The organism is Streptomyces lanatus, assembly GCF_014655715.1.
Taxonomy (GTDB): Bacteria; Actinomycetota; Actinomycetes; order Streptomycetales; family Streptomycetaceae; genus Streptomyces; species Streptomyces lanatus.
This window is the reverse complement of the sequence record NZ_BNBM01000005.1, coordinates 301,944-323,691: the sequence shown is the minus strand read 5'-3', so window position 1 is coordinate 323,691 and position 21,748 is coordinate 301,944. Positions and strand designations below refer to the sequence as shown.

Below are 21,748 nucleotides of genomic sequence, written 5' to 3'. Positions count from 1 at the left end.
CATAAGGGGTCAGTCCTCCAGTGCGGCGAGGCCGGGGAGCGTCTTGCCCTCGAGGTATTCGAGGGAGGCGCCGCCACCGGTCGAGATGTGGCCGAATGCCGTCTCGTCGAAGCCCAGGGTGCGGACGGCCGCGGCGGAGTCGCCACCGCCGACCACGGTGAAGCCCGGGGAGTCGAGGAGGGCCTGGGCGACCGCCTTGGTGCCCTCGGCGTAGTCGGGGTGCTCGAAGACGCCCATGGGGCCGTTCCAGAAGACGGTGCCGGCGTCGGCGAGCTTCGAGGCGTACAGCTTGCGGGTCTCCGGACCGATGTCCAGGCCCTCCTGGTCGGCGGGGATGGCGTCCGCGGCGACGGTCGTGGGGTTGGCCGGGGCCTTGGTCTTCAGGTCCGGGAACTCGCCGGCGACCAGGACGTCAACCGGCAGGACGATCTCGACGCCGCTCTTCTCGGCGCGCTCCAGGTACTCGGTGACGGCCGGGATCTGGTCCTCCTGGAGGAGGGAGATGCCGACCTCGTGGCCCTTGGCCTTGAGGAAGGTGTACGCCATGCCGCCGCCGATGAGCAGCCGGTCCGCCTTGGCGAGCAGCTGGTCGATGACGGCGAGCTTGTCGGACACCTTGGCGCCGCCGAGCGCGACGACGTAGGGCCGCTTGACGTCCTCGGTGAGCTTCTTGAGGACGGCGACCTCGTTCGCGATGAGGTAGCCGGCGTAGTGCGGCAGGCGGGCCGGAAGGTCGTACACCGACGCGTGCTTACGGTGCACCGCGCCGAAGCCGTCACCGACGTAGACGTCGGCGAGGGCGGCGAGCTGCTCGGCGAAGGCGGCGCGCTCGGCGTCGTCCTTGCTGGTCTCGCCGGCGTTGAAGCGCAGGTTCTCGACGACGGCGACCTGGCCGTCGGCCAGCCCGGCGACGACCGCCTGGGCGGACTCGCCGACCGTGTCGGTCGCGAAGGCCACGTCGGCGCCGAGGAGTTCACCGAGGCGGGCGGCGGCGGGGGCGAGGGAGAACGCGGGGTCCGGGGCGCCCTTGGGGCGGCCCAGGTGCGAGGCGACGACCACGCGTGCGCCCGCCTCGGCCAGGGCCTTGACGGTGGGCAGCACGGCGCGGATGCGGCCGTCGTCGGTGATGGTGGTGCCGTCCAGCGGCACGTTCAGGTCGGCGCGGACGAAGACCCGCCGGCCCGCGACTGACTCGGCGAGGAGTTCGTCGATCGTCTTCATGGAAGGGGACTCCCGAGGAGGGTTCGTATGCTCGGATCGCCAGTGATCCTAAAAGGCCTGGTCTGCACGTGAGTCAGGGCCCGGGCGACGCGTCCCTGCGCCGCACGGGCCCTGCCCTCACATCAAGGTGCCGCTCTGCCGATCAGAGCTGGTTGCCGACGAAGACCGTCAGGTCGACGAGGCGGTTGGAGTAGCCCCACTCGTTGTCGTACCAGCCGAGGATCTTCACCGACGTGCCCTCCTGGACCATGGTCAGGGAGGAGTCGAAGGTGCAGGACGACGGGTCGCTGACGATGTCCGAGGAGACGATCTCGTCCTCGGTGTAGGTCAGGAAGCCCTGGAGCTCGCCCTCGGAGGCCTTCTTGAAGGCGGCGTTGACCTCGTCCTTGGTGACCTCGCGGGACAGCTCCACGACGAGGTCGGTGGCCGAGCCGGTCGGGACCGGGACGCGCATGGCGATGCCGTCCAGCTTGCCCTTGAGCTGCGGCAGGACCAGCGCGGTGGCCTTCGCGGCACCCGTGGTGGTCGGGATGATGTTCTCGGCGGCGGCACGGGCGCGGCGCAGGTCCTTGTGCGGGAAGTCCAGGATGCGCTGGTCGTTGGTGTACGCGTGCACCGTGGTCATCAGACCCTTGACGATGCCGAAGTTCTCGTCGAGGACCTTCGCCATCGGCGCCACACAGTTGGTGGTGCAGGAGGCGTTGGAGATGACGTGGTGGTTCGCCGGGTCGTACTTGTCCTGGTTGACGCCCATGACGATGGTGATGTCCTCGTCCTTGGCCGGAGCCGAGATGAGGACCTTCTTCGCGCCACCGGCGAGGTGCTTGGCGGCGTCTTCCTTCTTGGTGAAGATGCCGGTCGACTCGATGACGATGTCGACGCCCAGCTGACCCCACGGGATGTCGGCGGGGTTGCGCTCGGACAGAACCTTGATGGTCTTGCCGTCGACGGTGATCGTGTCGGCGGTGTGCGACACCTCGGCCTTGAGGCGGCCCAGGATGGTGTCGTACTTGAGCAAGTGGGCGGTGGTCGCGGTGTCACCCAGGTCGTTGACAGCCACGATCTCGATGTCTGCACCCTGCTCCAGCAGCGCGCGGAAGTAGTTGCGACCGATACGACCGAAGCCGTTGATGCCTACGCGGATCGTCACGAACCGATCTCCTCGTTGGTACGCCGGCCATGCGGTGCCGGCGAGCTCTGTTTGGGATGTCCCCGACCGCCTACGACCCTACCTCCCTGCGGCCTCGGTGGTGACATCCAGATACCTCATAGACGGCACGGCGGTCCGTACCCGCCAGTAGGGGTACGGACCGCCCCGCCGGGAAGCCCGGATCACTCGATTTGGTCACCGTGCGTGGTGCGCGGTTGACCTCGGCGTGTCAGTTCTCAAGTGATGCAAGGGCCTTTCCGATGAGCGCCGTACGGTCGGCCGCCGCGGTGACGTGTTCCAGGCCGAAGCCGAGGAGCACCGTGTCGTCCGTGGTGATCGCGCCGTACGTCTGGAACAGCGCTCCGGTGCGCGCCCAGTCCTTGAGCACGGCCGGGCTGCCCGCGGGCGGTCCGGTCACGCTCCAGGCGCCGAGCGACGTCTCGAAGCCCTCGGTCTCGGTGGCCGTGCCGCCGACGACGAGTGCGGCCTGGTCGGCGAGGACGCCGCGCCCGCCGAAGCCCGGGTCGGAGACATAGCTGATGGAGATCTCCACCGACTTGCCGGCGTACGCGCTCAGGTCGAACTCGACTTGCTTCCAGCCCGCGGAGGCACCGGTGAGAGCGTTCCACTGGCCGCTGGTGCCGGTAGCGGTGCAACCCGCGGTGGAGTGCGTCAGGTAGTGCTTGAGCCAGGGGTGCTCGGCCATGTAGAAGCCGGCCTCGCACTCCGCCGGGACGGCCGTGCCGGTGGCGCCGCTCTTCTCGGGGAGTGTCGTCCAGTCGTCGGCCCCGGTGGTGTGGGCCTCGATCAGGACGTTGTCGTAGCCGGGCTCGACGTCCCACTGCAACTGGGTGCGCAGGGTCGGCTGCTGTGCCGCCGTCACACCGCTGAGGTCGACGGTCCTGGTGAGCCGCTTGTAGGCGTCGTCGGTGTGCACGGCGGCCGCCATGTACGAACCGGCGTAGGGCCCGTACGGGTTGACGGTCCCGGCGAACTGGCCCGCGCCCGCGCTGGCGAACTGCGGGTACGTGTCGACGGCCAGCTCGTCCGAGGTGACGCTGTAGCTGCCGGCCTTGTCGAGCGGGTTGCCGGTGGCCTCGCCGAGCGCCCCGGTGAAGCCGCCGAGCCTGCCGGAACCGTTGAAGCCGGTGGCACCGGGGAGCGAGGTACGGGAGTAGGCGCCCAGGTAGTACTGGCTGAAGTCGTTCGACAGGGTGCCATCGCCCAGGTCGACGTTGCCGCCGGCCTGCTCGCCCGCCTCCATCAGCTTGCCGCCCTCGTTGAGGTAGGCGCGCAGCTGGAGTTGGGTGGCGTTGCCCGGGACGTTCGCGCCGGTGTAGTGGACGACGGTGTCGAAGTGGCCCAGCACGCCGAGTGCGTCGGGTGCGCCCTGCGCGGCGACGTCCCAGACGATCGCCCGGTGACCGTTGGCCTTGAGCGCGTCGACGTACTGCTGCGCGTGTGCGGCGCCGGCGCCCTCCTCGGCGACCACGAGGACGTCCGCGCGCGGCCGTTCGGCGACCGTGTACGTGAAGTGCTCGCTGGAGGTGGGCCTTCCGCTCCTGGTCTCGCCGGTGAACCACACCTCGACCTTGTCACCGGGGTCACCGTCGGCGACCTTGGCGCTGTACTGGTCGAAGTAGAGGTTGTCCTCCCCGCCGTAGGTCTCGCCGCCCTTCCATGGCCTGAGCGCCATGTCCTCGGTACGGCCGCCGTTGACGCGGTACTTGAGCTCCTTGTCGCGCACGGACTTGCGTACGACGACGGAGACCTCCTGGTCGGCGCCGCGGGAGTACGACGTGGTGAACGGCGCCGGGGTGAAGTCCGCGGCCTTCAGGCCGAGCGAGGAGACCGGCTGGTCGGGACGCGCGGCGCTCTCTGCGACGGACAGCGCGAACGGCACGTTCTTGGCGAACTCCTGCTGGATCAGCTTCTCGTCGTCCGGGAAGTTGAAGACCGACTGGCAGTCCCGCGCGTTCCACTGGTCGTTCGGGTCGATGTTCGACACGGTCTGGCAGGTCGACATCTCGGGTGTGTACATCGCCAGGCCGTTGACGTTCGACGCGTGGCCGTCCGCCTCGCCGTTGGTGGTGTACAGCTCCGAGGAGACCTGAGGACGGTAGCCGGGTATCGCGGAGTTGTCCGGGGTGCCGGCGAGCGCCTTGTAGAGGACGTCGTCCGGGGTATCGGTGGCCACCTGCCAGCCGACTCCGTAGAGGAGGAGTTCGGCGGCGGAGTGGTAGTTGATGCCGTAGGTGAAGCCGATGCGCTTCTGGAAGGCGTCGATCGCCTTGGTCTCGGGCTCGGAGGCCGGTGCCGTGCCACGGTAGGTCTCACTGGTGGGGTTGGGGGACGAACCCTCGTCGTCGTAGCCCCACTTGTAGGAGAAGTTGCGGTTGAGGTCGACGCCGTCGCCGGTGCTTATGACACCGTCGGCGTTGATGTCCCGCAGGTTCTTGCGCCACAGGCGGGTGGTGGAGTCCTGGAACGTGTAGTCGTAGCCGTCGGGATTGGCCGAGAGGACGAACCACAGCTCGGTCGAGTCGACGATCTTCTTGATGCGCTTGTCCGTCTTGTAGTTGTCCAGGTAGTGGTGCATCAGGCGCCGGGTCATCTCCGGCGTGATCCACTCGCGCGCGTGCTGGTTGGACATGTAGAGGACGGAGGGCTTGGCACCGTCCTTCGTCCTCTTCGCGTTCTTGGTGAGCTTGAGCGCGAGGATGTCCTGGCCCTTGACCGTCTTGCCGATGGAGACGACCTTGGTGAGGCCGGGGTTCTCCTGTCCGGCCCGGACGATCTCCTCCTTGAGCCCCCCGCTTCCGCTGTACGGGCGGAACACGCCCTCTGCGGCCTTCTCCGTGCGGGCCTCCGCCGTGGCGGACAGGTCGTGCTCGGCGAGCTCGACGCCCTGCTTCCGAAGCTTCTTGGCCTGGTCGTCGGTGAGATACACCTCGACGGTGGCCGTGCCCTTCTCGGGCGCCTGCTCACTGAGTTCGTGGCCGTCCTGACCGGCCGCCAGCAGCAGGGGTATCTGCTTCTTGGTGACCTCGGCCCGGAAGACCTTCACTTCACTCGGATCGGAATCCTGTGAACTGCCCGGTTGTGCCTGGGCTATGGGTGCGATACTCGCTCCACCTATGAGGAGAGCGCCGACAGCGAGGATCGATCTCGCTCTGGGTCTCATGTACCCCCCTAGCAGTGTTTCGCCACAGTGACGAATGACTGCCAGGCTCATGCCACTTCATGTTCCAGTCAAGAGCGCCGCAAAGACTGACAAATGCCGGTGCCGACGCCCCAAGTGGACGTCGGCAAGAAGGCGTTGACGATCTGTCACGTCACCCCGCGAGGTTGTCCGCCAGCTCCTCGGAGAGGTTGGCCTCGGTGCCCGGGATACCGAGGTCCTGGGCCCGCTTGTCGGCCATGGCCAGCAGTCGGCGGATACGGCCGGCCACGGCGTCCTTGGTCAGCGGCGGGTCGGCGAGCGCGCCCAACTCCTCCAGGGAGGCCTGCTTGTGCTCCATGCGCAGGCGTCCGGCGGCGGCGAGGTGCTCGGGGACCTCCTCGCCGAGGATCTCCAAGGCGCGCTGGACACGGGCACCGGCGGCGACTGCCGCGCGAGCGGAGCGGCGGAGGTTGGCGTCGTCGAAGTTGGCGAGCCGGTTCGCGGTGGCGCGGACCTCGCGGCGCATCCGGCGCTCCTCCCAGGCCAGCACGGACTCGTGCGCGCCGAGGCGGGTGAGCAGGGCGCCGATGGCGTCACCGTCACGGACGACCACGCGGTCAACGCCGCGCACCTCGCGGGCCTTCGCGGCGATCGACAGTCTGCGGGCGGCGCCGACCAGGGCGAGCGCGGCCTCGGGGCCCGGGCAGGTCACCTCCAGGGAGGAGGAGCGGCCGGGCTCGGTGAGCGAACCGTGCGCCAGGAACGCGCCACGCCAGGCGGCCTCGGCGTCACAAGTTGCCCCGGACACGACCTGCGGGGGCAGGCCTCGGATCGGGCGGCCCCGACCGTCTACCAGGCCGGTCTGCCGGGCCAGCTGGTCACCGCCCGCGACCACCCGTACGACGTAACGCGAGCCGCGGCGCAGCCCGCCCGGGGCCATCACGATCAGTTCGGAACTGTGGCCGAAGATCTCCAGGATGTCCCGCTTGAGGCGACGGGCCGCCATGGCGGTGTCCAGCTCCGCCTCGATCACGATGCGCCCGCTGACCAGGTGGAGGCCGCCGGCGAACCGCAGAATGGCGGAGACCTCCGCCTTCCTGCAGCAGGTCCGGGTGACGGGGAGCCGGGAGATCTCGTCCTTCACCGCTGCCGTCATCGCCATGGGCCGATCCTTCCATGCATCCGAAAAATACGGTCGTACGCGGCGGCGAGGAGCTCCGGGTCGTGCCGGGGCGTCCCGTCCGTCCGGGCCACCGGGGCCAGCTCGACCGCGGCGCCGAGCCGCTTGGCGGCCTCGGTCAGCACTTCGCGGTCGGGCACGGCGGCCTCGTCGGCCAGCACCACGTCCAGGGCGAGTTTAGGGGCGTGTCGTCCCAAAACCTCCAAATGACGCTGCGGGGAGAAGCCCTCGGTTTCTCCGGGCTGCGGGGCGAGGTTCAGGGAGAGTACCCGGCGCGCCTTCGTCTCGGTGAGCGCGTCGAGCAGTTCCGGCACGAGCAGGTGCGGGATGACCGAGGAGAACCAGGACCCGGGGCCGAGCACCACCCAGTCGGCGTCCCGGACGGCGGCGACGGCCTCCGGGACGGCCGGCGGGTCGTGCGGCACGACATGCACCGACTGCACCTCACCGGGGGTGAGGGCGACGGTGGCCTGCCCGCGGACGGTGTCGACGTCCTCGGGCCGGTCCGGGTCGTGGCCCTTGACCAGGGCCTGGAGCTCCAGCGGTACGGCGGACATGGGCAGCACGCGCCCGTGCGCGCCGAGCAGCTTGCCGACCAGGTCGAGGGCCTGGACGTGGTCGCCGAGCTGCTCCCACAGGGCGACGATCAGCAGATTGCCGACCGCGTGGTCGTGCAGGTCGCCCTGGGAGTGGAAGCGGTGCTGGATGACACGGGCCCAGGTCTGGCCCCAGTCGTCGTCGCCGCACAGCGCGGCCAGCGCCTTGCGCAGATCGCCGGGCGGCAGCACCCCCAGCTCGTCACGCAGGCGCCCGCTGGAGCCGCCGTCGTCGGCCACGGTGACGACGGCGGTGAGGTCGCCGGTGATCCGGCGCAGCGCGGCGAGCGAGGCGGACAGGCCCATGCCGCCGCCGAGGGCGACGACCTTGGGCTGGGTGCCCCGGCGGCGAGGCTTCGCGCCACGGGCCTCGGCGGGCCGGCCCGCGCGCGACTCGGGCACCGCGCGGCGCAGCCTGCTCAGCCGCGGAGTACGTCCCGTCATTCCCGTCCCATGTCCCGGTGTACGACCACCGTCTCCACGCCCTGGGAGGCCAGGCGCGCCGCGAGCTTCTCGGATGTGGCGACCGAGCGGTGCTTGCCGCCGGTGCAGCCGACCGCGATGGTCACATACCGCTTGCCCTCACGACGGTATCCGGCCGCGATCAGCTGGAGCAGCTCGGAGTAGCGGTCGATGAACTCCTTCGCGCCGGGCTGGTTGAAGACGTACGCCGACACCTCCTCGTTGAGTCCGGTGAAGGGGCGCAGCTCCGGGACCCAGTGCGGGTTGGGCAGGAAGCGCATGTCCACGACCAGGTCGGCGTCGACCGGGAGGCCGTACTTGAAACCGAAGGACATGACCGTGGCCCGCAGCTCGGGCTCCTCCTCGCCGGCGAACTGGGCGTCCATCTTGGCCCGCAGCTCGTGCACATTGAGGCTGGAGGTGTCGATCACCAGGTCGGCGTCACCGCGCAGCTCGCGCAGCAGCTCCCGCTCGGCGGCGATGCCGTCGACGATCCGGCCGTCGCCCTGGAGGGGGTGCGGGCGCCGCACCGACTCGAAGCGGCGCACCAGGGCGTCGTCGGACGACTCCAGGAAGACGATGCGGCGGGTCACTCCCCGGGTGTCGAGGTCGGAGAGGGACTCGCGGAGGTTGTCGAAGAAGCGCCGGCCTCGGACGTCGACGACCACCGCGATCCGCGCCACATTGCCCTGGGAGCGGGCACCGAGCTCCACCATGGTGGGGATCAGCGCGGGCGGAAGGTTGTCGACGACGAACCAGCCGAGGTCCTCCAGACACTTTGCCGCCGTGGAGCGGCCGGCTCCGGACATACCGGAGATGATCACCAGCTCGGGGATGGCCGTATCCGGCACCCCGGGCGTGTCGATACCCGTACTCACCTGTTCTCCGTCTTGTGGGAGTGCGTCCTGCTGGGTGAGATCGTCGCCGGTCTTCTTGTGAGTTTCCTGGGCCTGCTGATCTCGCTCGGCCTCTGGCCGTGTGTGGTGCTCGCTCATCTCTCCTGCCCCCGTCGTTCGTCCGGGGTGCCCGCGGACACGGGCTCCCCCGAGGTCTCCGCCGTCGTTTCGGATTCCTCGTCTTCCATGATCTCTCCAGTCGCCGTGTTGACGGCGGGTGCGGGCGGGGCCGCCTGGGCGAAGGCCGCGGCGATCGTCTCGGCCGTCTTGCGACCTATGCCGGGCACCTCGCAGATCTGGTCGATGGTCGCCGACCGCAGCTTCTTCACCGACCCGAAGTGCTTGATCAACGCCTGCTTGCGAGTCTCGCCCAGTCCGGGGACGTCGTCCAACGGGCTCGACCGGAAACGCTTGGCGCGCTTGGTGCGCTGGTAGGTGATCGCGAAGCGATGGGCCTCGTCACGGACGCGCTGGAGCAGATAGAGGCCCTCGCTGGTGCGGGGCAGCACCACCGGGTCGTCGTCGCCGGGCAGCCAGACCTCCTCCAGGCGCTTGGCGAGGCCGCACACGGCGATGTCGTCGATCCCGAGCTCGTCCAGGGCGCGCTGGGCGGCCGCCACCTGCGGCTGGCCACCGTCGACGACGACGAGCTGGGGCGGGTAGGCGAAGCGCTTGGGCCGGCCTTCGTCATCCTTGAGGCCGTTGGTGAGGGCGTCGGGGGACGTCGTCGTGAGCGGCTCGGCCGAGGTGTCGGCGAGCGCGGTGTCGCCGTCGGCCCACTCGCCCGTCCTCTCCTTCTCGGCGAGGTAGCGCTTGAAGCGGCGGGTGATCACCTCATGCATGGAGCGGACATCGTCCTGGCCCTCGAAGCCCTTGATCTGGAAGCGGCGGTACTCGCTCTTGCGGGCCAGGCCGTCCTCGAAGACGACCATGGAGGCCACCACGTCGTCGCCCTGGAGATGCGAGATGTCGTAGCACTCGATCCTGAGCGGGGCGCTGTCCAGGTCGAGGGCGTCGGCGATCTCCTCCAGCGCGCGCGAGCGGGTGGTCAGGTCGGAGGCGCGCTTGGTCTTGTGCAGGACGAGGGCCTGCTGGGCATTGCGCTCGACGGTCTCCATGAGGGCGCGCTTGTCGCCGCGCTGGGGGATGCGCAGCGAGACGTTGGAACCGCGCCGGCCCGTCAGCCACTCCTGCACGGGCTCCAGCGGGTCGGGCAGTGCCGGGACGAGTACCTCCTTGGGCACCGCGTCCCCGGTCTCCTCGCCGTAGAGCTGCTGCAGGGCGTGCTCGACGAGGGCGCCGGTGGTGATCTCCTCGACCTTGTCGGTGACCCAGCCGCGCTGGCCGCGCACGCGTCCGCCGCGGACGTGGAAGATCTGCACGGCCGCCTCCAGCTCGTCCTCGGCGACGGCGATGAGGTCGGCGTCGGTCGCGTCGGCGAGCACGACCGCGTTCTTCTCCATGGCCTTCTTCAGGGCCTCGATGTCGTCGCGCAGACGGGCGGCCCGCTCGTACTCCATCTCATCGGCCGCCTCCATCATCTGCTTCTCCAGGCGGCGCAGATAGGTGCCGGTGCGGCCGGTCATGAAGTCGCAGAACTCCTCCGCGAGTTCACGATGGTCCTGGGCGGAGACGCGGTCCACGCAGGGGGCGGAGCACTTGCCGATATAGCCGAGGAGGCAGGGGCGGCCGGTGCGGGAGGCGTTCTTGAACACGCCGGCCGAGCAGGTGCGGACCGGGAAGACCCGCAGCAGGAGGTCGACGGTGTCGCGGATCGCCCACGCGTGCGCGTACGGGCCGAAATACCTGACGCCCTTCTTCTTGTGACCGCGCATCACCTGCACACGCGGGAACTCCTCGTTCATCGTCACCGCGAGGTACGGGTAGCTCTTGTCGTCGCGGTACTTCACATTGAACCGGGGGTCGTACTCCTTGATCCAGGAGTACTCCAGCTGCAGGGCCTCGACCTCCGTGGACACCACCGTCCACTCCACGGACGCGGCCGTGGTGACCATGGTGCGGGTGCGGGGGTGCAGGCCCGCCAGGTCCTGGAAGTAGTTCGCCAGGCGCTGGCGCAGGCTCTTCGCCTTCCCGACGTAGATCACCCGGCGGTGCTCGTCACGGAACCTGTACACCCCGGGAGAGTCCGGAATCTGTCCCGGCTTGGGGCGGTAGCTGGAGGGATCGGCCATGTCTCACACCCTACTGGCGCCCGGTGACAGTCCGGCGAGGCTGTGGATAACCCCCGCCACGGTCAGCGGGACGCCGGGAAGGTGAGAACGGCGGGCCCGGGGCGGTGATCGTCGCTGTCCGGCGGAGGGCTGAGCTTGCCCGGAATGCCGTGGATGCCTTCCTCTGCGGTGCCCTCGGGCGCCGAGGTCATGGGCCGGCCCGGAATCATGCCCCCGTCACGGCCCGACGGGCGGCAGCCTCACCTTCAGCGTCGCGCCTTCTGGGCGGCGTGATCGGTCGGTCGGTGGCGGCGAGCACCGTCCTGTCCCTCCACTCACGCTCCCCAGGGCCTCCAGGAGCTGGTCGCCGCCGGCCCGGCCTGCGGCTTCCCGCGCGGGTCGACCCTGTCCACGCAAGCCATCACGGAGACGCCGGCCAACACCGGGGCGGACATGTCGGCTTGATGGGGACGCGTCGTGACTCGGCCGGGAGTGCGCGGCTGTTGGGCTTCAGGTGTTGTCGGGACTTGGTCAACACGCTTCAATGCGTGGGAACTCGGGGACCTGAACGGCGGCGTACGGATGTGAAGCTCCCATCCGCCGCACCGACGGGGCGTCCCCGATCACCTGCGCGACCGGTCTGACCAGCCGTTGTGAACACCACAGAAAGGCCCCTGCATGCCGCACGCCACACCGCACGCGGACATCGCCGCCGTCGCCTCCGCGGAACTGGACACTGCCCTGCTAGGCGGCCCCTTCCACGTCGCTCTGCGCGCCGCGATAGCCGCCCGGGGACTGCCGCTGCAGCGTGTGCAGCACCATCTGTCCCGTCGCGGTGTGAAGGTCGGCGTCACCAGCCTGAGCTACTGGCAGCAGGGGGCCCGGCGACCGCAGCGGCCCGAGTCGCTGCGTGCGGTGCGGGCACTGGAGGAGATCCTCCAGCTGCCGGAGGAGTCCCTGATCCGGCTCCTGTCCGAGGCCGACGACCACTCCGCGCTCCAGCAGCCCGCCTCCCGCTCCTACCGCTCCCTGGTCGAGGCCTCCGGCGTACTGGAGCGGCTGCTGACCGAACTGGGCTGTCCGGTCGACGGCGGCCTGCACACCCTCGCCCATCACGAGCAGGTGCGGATCGGGGCGCGCCGTGAGCTGGCGGGGCGCGAGTCGCACCACATAGTGCGCGCCCACAGGGACGGCGTGGACCGATTCGTGGCCGTCCACCACGGCGACCCGGGATGCATGCCGGAGCGGATGACGGTGCGGGCCCTGGAGAACTGCCGCACGGGACGGGTCCGTTGGCACCATGACACCGGCGTCCTCGTCGCCGAGCTGCTCTTCGGCACACGACTGCGGGCGGGCGACACCTACCTCTTCCGCTACGGCGTCGAGGACGGCACGGCCGACGTGTCCCGCGAGTACGCGCGTGGCTTCCCTCTCGCGGGCGGCCAGTACGCCCTCCAGGTCCGCTTCGCCGAGAACGCCCTCCCGGCCCGCTGCCACCGTTTCGCCCAGCACTCCGCCGCGGCGCCCCGCAGCGGCCGGCAAGGGCTGCTGCTCAGCGGGCCGCATCACTCCGTTCACCTCGTCGAGCCACGGGTACGGACGGGCATCGTCGGCATCGGCTGGGAGTGGGAGTGAGCCCCGAGCCGGCTGTCCTCGGCTCGCCGCGCTGACCGACGCCCTGGGCGCCCCTGTGGGCCCTGACTCTTCCCTCGGTGGGTTCCGCTCGGGACGTAAACGATTGCGCAAGCGTTTACGTCTGGCTTGGGAATGAGATACCTTCCCGGCCAGAGAAACCGCGACGGCCCACGAAGAGGCGCTGCGCAGGGAAGGGATCGAGATGGCAACCATGGCCGACGTCGCCCGGAGCGCCGGCGTGTCCGTGGCGACCGTCTCGCATGTGCTGAACGGGACCCGGCCCGTGCTGCCCCACACCCGTCAGGCGGTGCTGGACGCCATGGAGGAGCTCGGCTACACGCCCAACACCCTCGCCCGCTCCCTGGTGACCTCCCGCACGCGGTCCATCGGGCTCGCGGTGTCGGCGATCAGCAATCCGTACTTCACGGAGATCCTCCAGGGCGTCGAGGCCGCGGCTCTGGAACACGGCTACAGCCTGCTCATCGCCGACCCGCACGACGACCCGGAGCATGAGCGCAAGGTCGCCCAGCTGCTGCACGAGCGCCGCGTGGACGGCATGATCGTCGCGCCCTCCGCCGATCCGGGCGAACTCCTCTCCTACCTCGGGCGCCACAAGGTGCCGACCGTCCTCCTCGACCGTGTCGTCGACGCCCCTGCCGACGGCTCGACGCGGTTCGACCAGGTCTGCGCCGACAGTGCCGAGCCCATGGCCGAGCTGGTCACCCACCTCGCGGGCCTCGGGCACCGGCGGATCGGCCTGGTCGCCGGGCTGCCCGGACTCAGCACCACCGCCGAACGGCTTGCCGGATACCGGCACGGCCTGGCCGGGGCGGGGCTCGCCCACGACGAACGTCTCGTCGTGCACGGCGACTCGGAGTCGGCCGGAGCCGAGCAGGCCACCGCCGCCCTGCTGTCGCTGGCCTCGCCGCCCACGGCGCTGGTCACCGCCAACAATGCGATGACCATGGGCGCACTGCGCGCTCTGCGTGACCACGGCCTGTCCGTGCCCGACGACATCGCGCTGTGCTGCTTCGACGACTTCGCCTGGGCCGATCTGTTCTCCCCCAGGCTCACCGCGATCGCCCAGCCCAGCCGGGACATCGGCGCACAGGCCGTCCGGGTGCTCCTGGACCGCCTCGACTCGCCGGAGCGGCCGGCCCGGACCGTGCGTCTCCCCTGCGCCTTCGTGCATCGCACCTCGTGCGGCTGCCCGGAACAGCCGAACCGGCCGGGAAGATCCGCGAGGCGCACGGTGCCCGCACGGCCCGTGCGATCCGAGGGCGCCATCGAGTCACCGCCTGCCGACAGCCCCGAACAGCCCCTGCCGTCTGTGAAAGGAACCGTCTCGTGATCGTCGTCGCCGGTGAGGCTCTGATCGACCTGGTACCGCAGGGCACGGGCGCCCTCGCGAGTCTGACGCCGGCGCTCGGCGGCGGGCCCTACAACACCGCCGTGGCCCTCGGCCGCCTCGGCTCCCCCACCGCCTTCTGCTCCCGCACGTCCTCTGACGCGTTCGGCGAGGCCCTGCTCGACGGGCTGCGGGAGGCGGGGGTGGATGTGTCGGGCGTGCAGCGCGGTCTGGAGCCGACCACTCTCGCCGTCGCCACGATCGACGCGCACGGCTCGGCCGCCTACTCCTTCTATGTCGAGGGCACCGCCGACCGGCTCTTCGAGGCACCTGCGGAGCTGCCCGCGCGGGCGCGCGCGGTCTCGTTCGGCACTTGTTCGCTCGTCCTGGAGCCCGGGGCGAGCGCCTATGAGGAGCTGATGCGGAGCGCGGCCGGGCAAGGGGTGTTCACCGCGCTCGACCCGAACATCAGGGCAGGGCTGATCCCCGACCCGGACGGCTACCGGGCCCGGTTCAAGAGCTGGCTGCCCTCGGTGTCGCTCCTCAAGCTCTCCGAGGAGGACGCGCTGTGGCTGGGCGGCACGCCGCGTGAGTGGCTGGCCGCGGGACCTGCGGCCGTGGTGATCACTCAGGGCGGTGACGGGCTGACCGCCTTCACCCGGGGCGGTGCGGTGTACTCCGTAGCGGGTGAGGTGGTCGACGTCGTGGACACGATCGGTGCGGGCGACACCGTGAACGCGGCCCTGTTGCACGGGCTGGCCGCCCAGGACGCCCTGTCCGCCGAGGCGCTCGCGGGACTCGGCGCCGATGGCTGGACAAGGCTGTTGCGGTTCGCGGCGCGGGCTGCCGCGATCACCTGTTCCCGGGCGGGAGCCGAGCCACCGTACGCCTCCGAACTGGGGGACTTCTAGGAGGCGTTCTCTCTTCCATTCCACTGTTGAGGAGTCAAGGTCCGTCACGGCCGCCTGGATCGGGCCGCTGATGATCCAACGTGCGGCGCCCCGCGGGGAGTTCCCGCGGGGCGCCGCACGTCTCAGCATTTTCAGGATTTGTTCGGACTCGCTGCCCGTCGCTGATCGCTCGCCGTACTCAGGCCTTGCTGGCCCTCGTCGTCTTCTTCGCGGGCGTCGCCTTCTTCGTGGCGGCGGTCTTCTTCGCGGCGGCCGTCTTCTTCGTGGCCCCGGTCGCCTTGTCGGTGACCTTGTTGTTGACCGCCTTCGTGGTCTTGGCCGTCGCCGTCCTCTTCGCCGTCGATCCCGCCGCGACCGTCTTCCTGGCCGCCGTCTTGCGCGGGGCCTTCACCGAGGCCGCGTCGCTGATGCGGTCGGCGCCGAGGATCTCGCGCAGGAACTTGCCGGTGTGGCTGGCGGGTACCGCGGCGATCGCCTCGGGGGTGCCCTCGGCGAGGACGAGGCCACCGCCGGCGCCGCCCTCGGGGCCCATGTCCACGACCCAGTCGGCGGTCTTGATCACGTCGAGGTTGTGCTCGATGACGATGACCGTGTTGCCCTTGTCGACCAGACCGGAGAGGACCTTCAGCAGCTTGCTGATGTCCTCGAAGTGCAGACCGGTGGTCGGCTCGTCCAGGACGTAGACAGTGCGGCCGGTGGAGCGCTTCTGCAGCTCGCTGGCGAGCTTCACCCGCTGGGCCTCACCGCCGGACAGGGTGGTCGCGGACTGGCCGAGCCGGACGTAGCCGAGACCGACGTCGTTCAGCGTCCTGAGGTGGCGGTTGATCGCCGGGACGGCCTCGAAGAAGTCCATGGCTTCCTCGATCGGCATGTTCAGGACCTCGGAGATGGACTTGCCCTTGTAGTGGACCTCCAGGGTCTCCCGGTTGTACCGGGCGCCGTGGCAGACCTCGCACGGGACATAGACGTCCGGGAGGAAGTTCATCTCGATCTTGATGGTGCCGTCGCCCGCGCAGTTCTCGCAGCGGCCGCCCTTGACGTTGAAGGAGAAGCGACCCGGCATGTAGCCGCGGACCTTCGCCTCGGTGGTCTCGGCGAACAGCTTGCGGACGTGGTCGAAGACTCCGGTGTACGTCGCCGGGTTCGAGCGCGGGGTGCGGCCGATGGGCGACTGGTCGACATGTACGACCTTGTCGACGAGGTCGTCGCCGTCCACGCGCGTGTGCCGCCCGGGAACGCTGCGCGCGCCGTTGAGCTCACGCGCCAGGTGCGTGTACAGGATGTCGTTGACCAGCGTCGACTTGCCGGAGCCGGACACACCGGTGACCGCGGTGAACACGCCCAGCGGGAACGAGACGTCGATGTCCTGGAGGTTGTTCTCGCGGGCGCCGTGCACCGTGAGCAGCCGGGACGGGTCGTGCGGGCGCCGGATGTCGGGCAGCGGGATCGACTTCTTGCCGGCCAGGTACTGACCGGTCTGCGACTCGTCGTTGGCGAGCAGCTCCTTCAGGGAGCCGGTGTGCACCACCTTGCCGCCGTGCTCACCGGCGCCGGGGCCGATGTCGACGATCCAGTCGGCGGTCTTGATGGTGTCCTCGTCGTGCTCGACCACGATGAGTGTGTTGCCCATGTCGCGCAGTCGGACGAGGGTCTCGATCAGCCGGTGGTTGTCGCGCTGGTGCAGACCGATGGACGGCTCGTCGAGGACGTACAGCACGCCGACGAGTCCGGAGCCGATCTGGGTGGCCAGGCGGATGCGCTGAGCCTCGCCGCCGGAGAGTGTGCCGGCCGCGCGGTTGAGCGAGAGGTAGTCCAGGCCGACGTCGACCAGGAACCGCAGCCGCTCGTTGACCTCCTTCAGCACGCGCTCGGCGATCTTCTTGTCGCGGGCGTTGAGCTTCAGCTCGCCCAGGAACTCCGCGCAGTCGCTGATCGACATCGCGGAGACCTCGGCGATCGACTTCTCCATGATCGTGACCGCGAGGACGATCGGCTTCAGACGCGTGCCCTCACAGGTGGGGCAGGGCACCTCGCGCATATAGCCCTCGAAGCGCTCACGGCTGGCGTCGCTCTCGGCCTCGCTGTGCCGGCGCTTGACGAAGGGGACGGCTCCTTCGAAGGGCGTCGTGTAGACACGCTCGCGGCCGTATCTGTTGCGGTACCGGACCTCGATCTGCGTCTTGTGGCCGTGGAGCAGGGCCTTCTTGGCGCGCTGCGGCAGGCCCGCGAAGGGGATGTCGGTCCGGAAGCCCAGCGCGTCCGCGAGGGCGCCGATCAGGCGGCCGAAGTAGTCCTTGGTGTGGCCGTGCGACCAGGGGTGGATGGCGCCCTCGTCGAGGGACTTGTCCTCGTCCGGGACGATCAGCTCGGGGTCGACCTCCATGCGCGTGCCGATGCCGGTGCACTCGGGGCAGGCGCCGAACGGCGAGTTGAAGGAGAAGGAACGCGGCTCCAGCTCCTCGAAGGAGAGGTCGTCGTACGCGCAGTACAGGTGCTCCGAGTACATGCGCTCGCGCTCGGGGTCGTCCGCGGGGAGGTCGACGAAGTCGAGCACGACCATGCCGCCGGACAGCCCGAGGGCGGTCTCCACGGAGTCGGTGAGGCGGCGCTTGGCGGTGTCCTTCACCGTGAGGCGGTCGACGACCACCTCGATGGTGTGCTTCTCCTGCTTCTTCAGCGTGGGCGGGCTGGACAGCTGGATGGTCTCGCCGTCCACGCGCGCGCGGGAGTAGCCCTTGGTCTGAAGGTCGGCGAAGAGGTCGACGAACTCGCCCTTGCGCTCGCGCACCAGCGGCGACAGCACCTGGAAGCGGCTCCCCTCCGGCAGCTCCAGGACCTTGTCGACGATGGCCTGCGGTGACTGGCGGGTGATCGGGCGACCGCACTCGGGGCAGTGCGGCTTGCCGATGCGCGCGAAGAGCAGACGCAGATAGTCGTAGACCTCGGTGATGGTGCCGACCGTGGAGCGCGGGTTGCGCGAGGTCGACTTCTGGTCGATGGAGACGGCCGGGGACAGACCCTCGATGAAGTCGACGTCCGGCTTGTCCATCTGGCCGAGGAACTGCCGGGCGTACGACGACAGCGACTCCACGTAGCGCCGCTGCCCCTCGGCGAAGATGGTGTCGAAGGCCAGCGAGGACTTGCCCGACCCCGACAGGCCCGTGAAGACGATGAGCGAGTCGCGCGGCAGGTCGAGCGAGACATTCTTCAGATTGTGCTCGCGCGCGCCACGGACGATGAGACGGTCGGCCACGCCGGTCCGCACCTTTCTTGAGAGAAGTGACAGGGGGCGAGGCCCCCGTGTGTTCTCGGCTTCGAGGCCCCCGTGCTTCCTCAGAGTAGGGGGAGCCACTGACAACGCCGGTCGGATTCCCGGATGCGACAACAATCCCGGGGCTTCCAGCATGCCCGACGTCACGACCGACCTTATAGCACGCGCATTCGATTTACGGCACTCGTTCACCACCTTCACCCAAAGGTGTGGCGGGACTAGTGTCAGCACCATGATTGATCACGCTCGTGACCTGGTGTCTGTACGTGAAGCGACCGACCGGCTGCTCACCGCAGCGGCCAAGCTGGACAACGCGTCGGTGGCCGAGCCGTCACGGCTCCCCGGCTGGAGCCGCGGCCATGTTCTCGCACACATCGCGCGCAACGCGGACGCGCTCGTGAACGTCCTGGAAGGCCGTCCCATGTACGTGTCCGGCACCGCCCGGGACGCCGACATCGACCGGGACGCCCCGCGCCCCCTCGACATCCAGCTCACCGACGTGCGCGAGAGCGCCGTCCGCTTCCAGGAGGCCGGGGCCGTGCCCGCGGACTGGTCGCGCACCGTCGAGCTGCGCAACGGCGTCACCGATGCGGCGGCCCGGGTGCCGTTCCGACGGTGGGTCGAGGTGGAGCTGCACCATGTGGATCTCGGGATCGGGTACGAGCTGGAGGACCTGCCGGCCGAGTTCACCGAGCGGGAGATCGAGTTCCTCGCGGACCGGTTCGGCGGGCACGCCGATGTGCCGCCGACCCGCCTCACGGACGGCACGCGCGTGTGGAGCACCGGGCGGGACGCGGAGGCTCCCGACATCACCGTCCACGGTTCCGCCCCCGACCTGCTGGGCTGGCTCGCCGGGCGTCGCGACGGGGCAGGGCTGACCGTGGCGGGCGGCGCTCTGCCGTCGCTTCCTCCGCTGTAGCGCCGGGGGGCCGTCGAGCGTTCCCCCGCTATAGGCTGCCGCCATGACGTACAGCGGACAGGTGACGGTCGGTGGCCCCGCCGATGTGCACGAGCTCAAGGACCTGATGATCACCAAGATCGCGGTCGGCCCGATGAACAACAACGCCTATCTGCTGCGCTGCCGGGCCACGGACGAGCAACTCCTGATCGACGCCGCGAACGAAGCGGAATCCCTGCTCGGCATGATCGGTGACGACGGCATCGCGTCCGTCGTCACCACGCACCAGCACGGCGACCACTGGCAGGCACTCGCCGCGGTGGTCGAGGCCACTGGCGCGCGTACGTACGCCGGCCGGGACGACGCAGACGGCATCCCGGTGCCGACCGATGTCCTGGTCGACGACCGTGACACGATCCGGGTGGGGCGCGTGGAGCTCACCGCGCGCCATCTGGTCGGGCACACGCCGGGTTCGATCGCCCTCGTCTACGACGACCCGCACGGGCATCCCCATGTGTTCACCGGGGACTGCCTGTTCCCGGGCGGTGTGGGCAACACCCGTAAGGATCCGAAGGCGTTCGCGAGCCTGATCCATGACGTGGAGACGAAGATCTTCGACGTGCTGCCGGACGAGACATGGGTCTACCCGGGGCACGGCGACGACACGACGCTGGGCACCGAGCGGCCGCAGCTTCCGGAGTGGCGCGCTCGGGGCTGGTGAGCGCACGGAACCGGCGCTCACGCCCCGTGTGAACCGTTCACACGCGCTGGTGCCATGCGCGCGCTCCCGGCGCGCGTTGTTGCGCAGTCAACTGGAAGCAGCCCCGCACAGGATGACGGCTCCTGAGCGGAGGGGCCGCCGGTCTCTCAACCCCGCCCTCGACCGGCGGCCCCGGCGCGCTCACGTGGAGATGTCGAGTCGCGGGACATTGTTCACGGGAACGCAACACCCGTTCCCAATATGCGGACATTCACCGTCGTGACCTCGACAAAGACGACGATGTACTGTCAATCTCGCGCCATGCACCCTGCCCCCCGCGCCCTGCGCCGCGCTGTCGCCGTCGCAACGACCGCCCTGCTCGCCACCGCTCTCGGCTGCGCTCCGCAGCCGGAGGAGAAGGCCGCCGACGCGCCGTCGGGTTCGGCCGGGAACACCTGCGCCCAGGGCAAGTTGGCCACCGAGACGTCCGGCAAGCTGACCATCGCCACCGATGAGCCGGCCTACGAACCCTGGTTCAAGGACGACAAGCCCGCCAATGGTGAGGGCTTCGAATCGGCGGTCGCGTACGCCGTGGCGAAGCGGCTCGGCTACGACAAGGGCGCCGTCGTCTGGCAGAGCGTCCCGTTCAACAAGGCTTTCGCGCCCGGTGAGAAGACCTTCGACTTCGACATCAACCAGGTGTCGATCAAGGACGAACGCAAGAAGGCCGTGGACTTCTCCTCCGGCTACTACGACGTCCGCCAGGCCGTCATCGCTCTGAAGGACTCCAAGGCGGCCAAGGCGAAGAGCATCGCCGACCTGAAGGGCCTCAAGCTGGGCGCGCAGGTCGGCACCACCAGCCTCGACTACATCGACGACGTGGTGAAGCCGACCCAGGAGGCCGCCGCGTACGCCAAGAACGACCAGGCCAAGTCCGCGCTGAAGAACGGCCAGGTCGACGCCATCGTGGTCGATCTGCCGACCGCCTTCTACATCACCGCGGCCGAGGTGCAGAACGCGACGATCGTCGGCCAGTTCGAGAACCAGGGCGGCACGCCTGAGCAGTTCGGGCTCGTGCTCGACAAGGGCAGCGCGCTCACCCCGTGCGTGACGGAGGCCGTGGACGCCCTGCGCAAGGACGGCACCCTGGGCAAGCTGGAGCAGCAGTGGCTGTCCGACGCCGTCGACGCCCCGGTGCTCAAGTGACCGTCACGAAGGAGGAGTCCGGCCAGGAGGGCGCGGACGGCGACGGCGGCATGCCCGGCGAGGGCGACGGCTACGTGCCCTCGCAGCGGCGGCTCGACCGCGAGCGTTACAAGCGCGCCCGCGCCCGCCGCGCCACGGCCATCGGCGCCCTCTCCACCCTGGTCACGGGTGTCGTGCTCTACCTGGTCGTGGTCAACGCGCCGGGCTGGCCGCGCACCAAGGAGACGTTCTTCGACTGGGAGTACGCGCGCGAGGCGTTCCCCAAGGTCCTCGAAGGGCTGTGGCTCAACGTCCGGCTGCTGCTGATCTGCGGCGCCTGCGTACTCGTCCTCGGGATGCTCATCGCCGTCGCCCGCACGCTTCGCGGCCCGGTGTTCTTCCCGCTGCGCGTGCTGGCGGCCGCCTACACGGACTTCTTCCGGGGCCTTCCGCTCATCATTAACCTCATGATCGTCGTCCTCGGCGTCCCCGCGCTGCGGCTCCAGGGCGTGACCGTCGATCCGGTGCTGCTGGGCGGTACGGCGCTGACATTGACGTATTCGGCGTACGTGGCCGAGGTGTTCCGCGCGGGCATCGAGTCGGTGCACCCCTCGCAGCGCGCCGCGGCACGCTCGCTCGGTCTCACCAACCGGCAGGCACTGCGGCATGTCGTCCTGCCGCAGGCGGTACGCCGTCAGGTGCCGCCGCTGCTGAACGACCTGGTGTCGCTGCAGAAGGACACCGGGCTGGTGTCGATCGGCGGCGCCGTGGACGCCGTGCGGGCCGCGGACATCATCGTGGGCCGCAGTCTCAACTACACGCCGTACATCGTCGCGGGCCTGATCTTCGTGGCACTGACCATCCCGATGACCCGCTTCACGGACTGGGTGACGGCACGGATGGACCGCCGGCGCGCCCAAGGAGGAGCCCTGTGAGCGCCACACCGGCGAGCGACGCACCC

General features: G+C 69.6%; 16 protein-coding genes. 7 read left to right on the top strand and 9 right to left on the bottom strand.

Annotated features, from left to right (window positions below):
* Window positions 1-9: 9 nt before the first annotated feature.
* From IE325_RS16305 to IE325_RS46645, 8 genes are all read right to left on the bottom strand, one after another.
* On the bottom strand, window positions 10-1,221 hold the full coding sequence (locus IE325_RS16305) for a phosphoglycerate kinase (RefSeq protein ID WP_190070619.1): 1,212 nt from the start codon (window positions 1,219-1,221) through the stop codon (window positions 10-12).
* 142 nt (window positions 1,222-1,363) lie between these two features.
* Window positions 1,364-2,371 carry a type I glyceraldehyde-3-phosphate dehydrogenase gene (gap, locus tag IE325_RS16300; RefSeq protein ID WP_190070618.1) on the bottom strand — a complete coding sequence of 336 codons (1,008 nt, stop codon included), beginning with the start codon at window positions 2,369-2,371 and terminating at the stop codon, window positions 1,364-1,366.
* A 229-nt stretch (window positions 2,372-2,600) separates the two neighbouring features.
* Window positions 2,601-5,555: a M14 family metallopeptidase gene (locus IE325_RS16295; RefSeq protein WP_190070617.1), complete on the bottom strand. Its 2,955-nt coding sequence runs from the start codon at window positions 5,553-5,555 to the stop codon at window positions 2,601-2,603.
* Between the two features lie 151 nt (window positions 5,556-5,706).
* The gene (whiA, locus tag IE325_RS16290; RefSeq protein WP_190070616.1) at window positions 5,707-6,696 is read right to left on the bottom strand and encodes a DNA-binding protein WhiA; all 990 of its coding nucleotides are present in this window, start codon (window positions 6,694-6,696) and stop codon (window positions 5,707-5,709) included.
* Window positions 6,687-7,754 carry a gluconeogenesis factor YvcK family protein gene (locus IE325_RS16285; protein ID WP_190070615.1) on the bottom strand — a complete coding sequence of 356 codons (1,068 nt, stop codon included), beginning with the start codon at window positions 7,752-7,754 and terminating at the stop codon, window positions 6,687-6,689. Before IE325_RS16285 ends, whiA begins: the two co-directional genes overlap by 10 nt.
* Window positions 7,751-8,767 carry an RNase adapter RapZ gene (rapZ, locus tag IE325_RS16280; protein WP_190070614.1) on the bottom strand — a complete coding sequence of 339 codons (1,017 nt, stop codon included), beginning with the start codon at window positions 8,765-8,767 and terminating at the stop codon, window positions 7,751-7,753. The genes IE325_RS16285 and rapZ overlap by 4 nt, the downstream gene beginning before the upstream one ends.
* A complete protein-coding gene (gene uvrC, locus IE325_RS16275) occupies window positions 8,764-10,860 on the bottom strand; it encodes an excinuclease ABC subunit UvrC (RefSeq protein ID WP_190070613.1) in 2,097 nt (698 codons plus the stop codon). Before uvrC ends, rapZ begins: the two co-directional genes overlap by 4 nt.
* Before the next feature lie 62 nt (window positions 10,861-10,922).
* Window positions 10,923-11,051 carry a hypothetical protein gene (locus IE325_RS46645; RefSeq protein WP_268256355.1) on the bottom strand — a complete coding sequence of 43 codons (129 nt, stop codon included), beginning with the start codon at window positions 11,049-11,051 and terminating at the stop codon, window positions 10,923-10,925.
* 466 nt (window positions 11,052-11,517) lie between these two features.
* Here IE325_RS46645 and IE325_RS16270 point away from each other — a divergent pair, with 466 nt between their 5' ends.
* The 3 genes from IE325_RS16270 (at window position 11,518) to IE325_RS16260 (ending at window position 14,733) form a co-directional block, all read left to right on the top strand.
* Window positions 11,518-12,474, top strand: coding sequence for a hypothetical protein (locus IE325_RS16270; RefSeq protein WP_190070612.1), 957 nt, complete (start codon window positions 11,518-11,520; stop codon window positions 12,472-12,474).
* A 202-nt stretch (window positions 12,475-12,676) separates the two neighbouring features.
* Window positions 12,677-13,825 (top strand): LacI family DNA-binding transcriptional regulator, encoded by a 1,149-nt coding sequence (locus IE325_RS16265; protein WP_190070611.1) that lies wholly within the window; start codon window positions 12,677-12,679, stop codon window positions 13,823-13,825.
* The gene (locus IE325_RS16260) at window positions 13,822-14,733 is read left to right on the top strand and encodes a carbohydrate kinase family protein (RefSeq protein ID WP_190070610.1); all 912 of its coding nucleotides are present in this window, start codon (window positions 13,822-13,824) and stop codon (window positions 14,731-14,733) included. The genes IE325_RS16265 and IE325_RS16260 overlap by 4 nt, the downstream gene beginning before the upstream one ends.
* A gap of 178 nt (window positions 14,734-14,911) precedes the next feature.
* On the opposite strand, the gene uvrA is transcribed toward IE325_RS16260, so the two are convergent.
* Window positions 14,912-17,986 (bottom strand): excinuclease ABC subunit UvrA, encoded by a 3,075-nt coding sequence (gene uvrA / locus IE325_RS16255; protein WP_190070609.1) that lies wholly within the window; start codon window positions 17,984-17,986, stop codon window positions 14,912-14,914.
* Between the two features lie 250 nt (window positions 17,987-18,236).
* Between uvrA and IE325_RS16250 the strand changes: the two genes are divergently transcribed.
* From IE325_RS16250 to IE325_RS16235, 4 genes are all read left to right on the top strand, one after another.
* Window positions 18,237-18,923, top strand: a complete 687-nt coding sequence (locus IE325_RS16250) for a maleylpyruvate isomerase family mycothiol-dependent enzyme (protein ID WP_190070608.1) — start codon at window positions 18,237-18,239, stop codon at window positions 18,921-18,923.
* Window positions 18,924-18,966: 43 nt separating this feature from the next.
* Window positions 18,967-19,623, top strand: a complete 657-nt coding sequence (locus IE325_RS16245; protein ID WP_190070607.1) for an MBL fold metallo-hydrolase — start codon at window positions 18,967-18,969, stop codon at window positions 19,621-19,623.
* A gap of 300 nt (window positions 19,624-19,923) precedes the next feature.
* The gene (locus IE325_RS16240; RefSeq protein WP_190070606.1) at window positions 19,924-20,808 is read left to right on the top strand and encodes an ABC transporter substrate-binding protein; all 885 of its coding nucleotides are present in this window, start codon (window positions 19,924-19,926) and stop codon (window positions 20,806-20,808) included.
* Entirely contained in the window at window positions 20,805-21,722 is a 918-nt protein-coding gene (locus IE325_RS16235; protein ID WP_190070605.1) for an amino acid ABC transporter permease, read from the top strand. The genes IE325_RS16240 and IE325_RS16235 overlap by 4 nt, the downstream gene beginning before the upstream one ends.
* Window positions 21,723-21,748 lie beyond the last annotated feature (26 nt).

Coding starts and splice junctions, on each gene's coding strand:
- IE325_RS16305 (WP_190070619.1), bottom strand. CDS start 1,221: ATGAAGACGATCGACGAACTCCTCGCCGAGTCAGTCGCGGGCCGGCGG.
- IE325_RS16295 (WP_190070617.1), bottom strand. CDS start 5,555: ATGAGACCCAGAGCGAGATCGATCCTCGCTGTCGGCGCTCTCCTCATA.
- whiA (WP_190070616.1), bottom strand. CDS start 6,696: ATGGCGATGACGGCAGCGGTGAAGGACGAGATCTCCCGGCTCCCCGTC.
- IE325_RS16285 (WP_190070615.1), bottom strand. CDS start 7,754: ATGACGGGACGTACTCCGCGGCTGAGCAGGCTGCGCCGCGCGGTGCCC.
- rapZ (WP_190070614.1), bottom strand. CDS start 8,767: ATGAGCGAGCACCACACACGGCCAGAGGCCGAGCGAGATCAGCAGGCC.
- uvrC (WP_190070613.1), bottom strand. CDS start 10,860: ATGGCCGATCCCTCCAGCTACCGCCCCAAGCCGGGACAGATTCCGGAC.
- IE325_RS46645 (WP_268256355.1), bottom strand. CDS start 11,051: ATGACCTCGGCGCCCGAGGGCACCGCAGAGGAAGGCATCCACGGCATT.
- IE325_RS16270 (WP_190070612.1), top strand. CDS start 11,518: ATGCCGCACGCCACACCGCACGCGGACATCGCCGCCGTCGCCTCCGCG.
- IE325_RS16265 (WP_190070611.1), top strand. CDS start 12,677: ATGGCAACCATGGCCGACGTCGCCCGGAGCGCCGGCGTGTCCGTGGCG.
- IE325_RS16250 (WP_190070608.1), top strand. CDS start 18,237: ATGATTGATCACGCTCGTGACCTGGTGTCTGTACGTGAAGCGACCGAC.
- IE325_RS16245 (WP_190070607.1), top strand. CDS start 18,967: ATGACGTACAGCGGACAGGTGACGGTCGGTGGCCCCGCCGATGTGCAC.
- IE325_RS16240 (WP_190070606.1), top strand. CDS start 19,924: ATGCACCCTGCCCCCCGCGCCCTGCGCCGCGCTGTCGCCGTCGCAACG.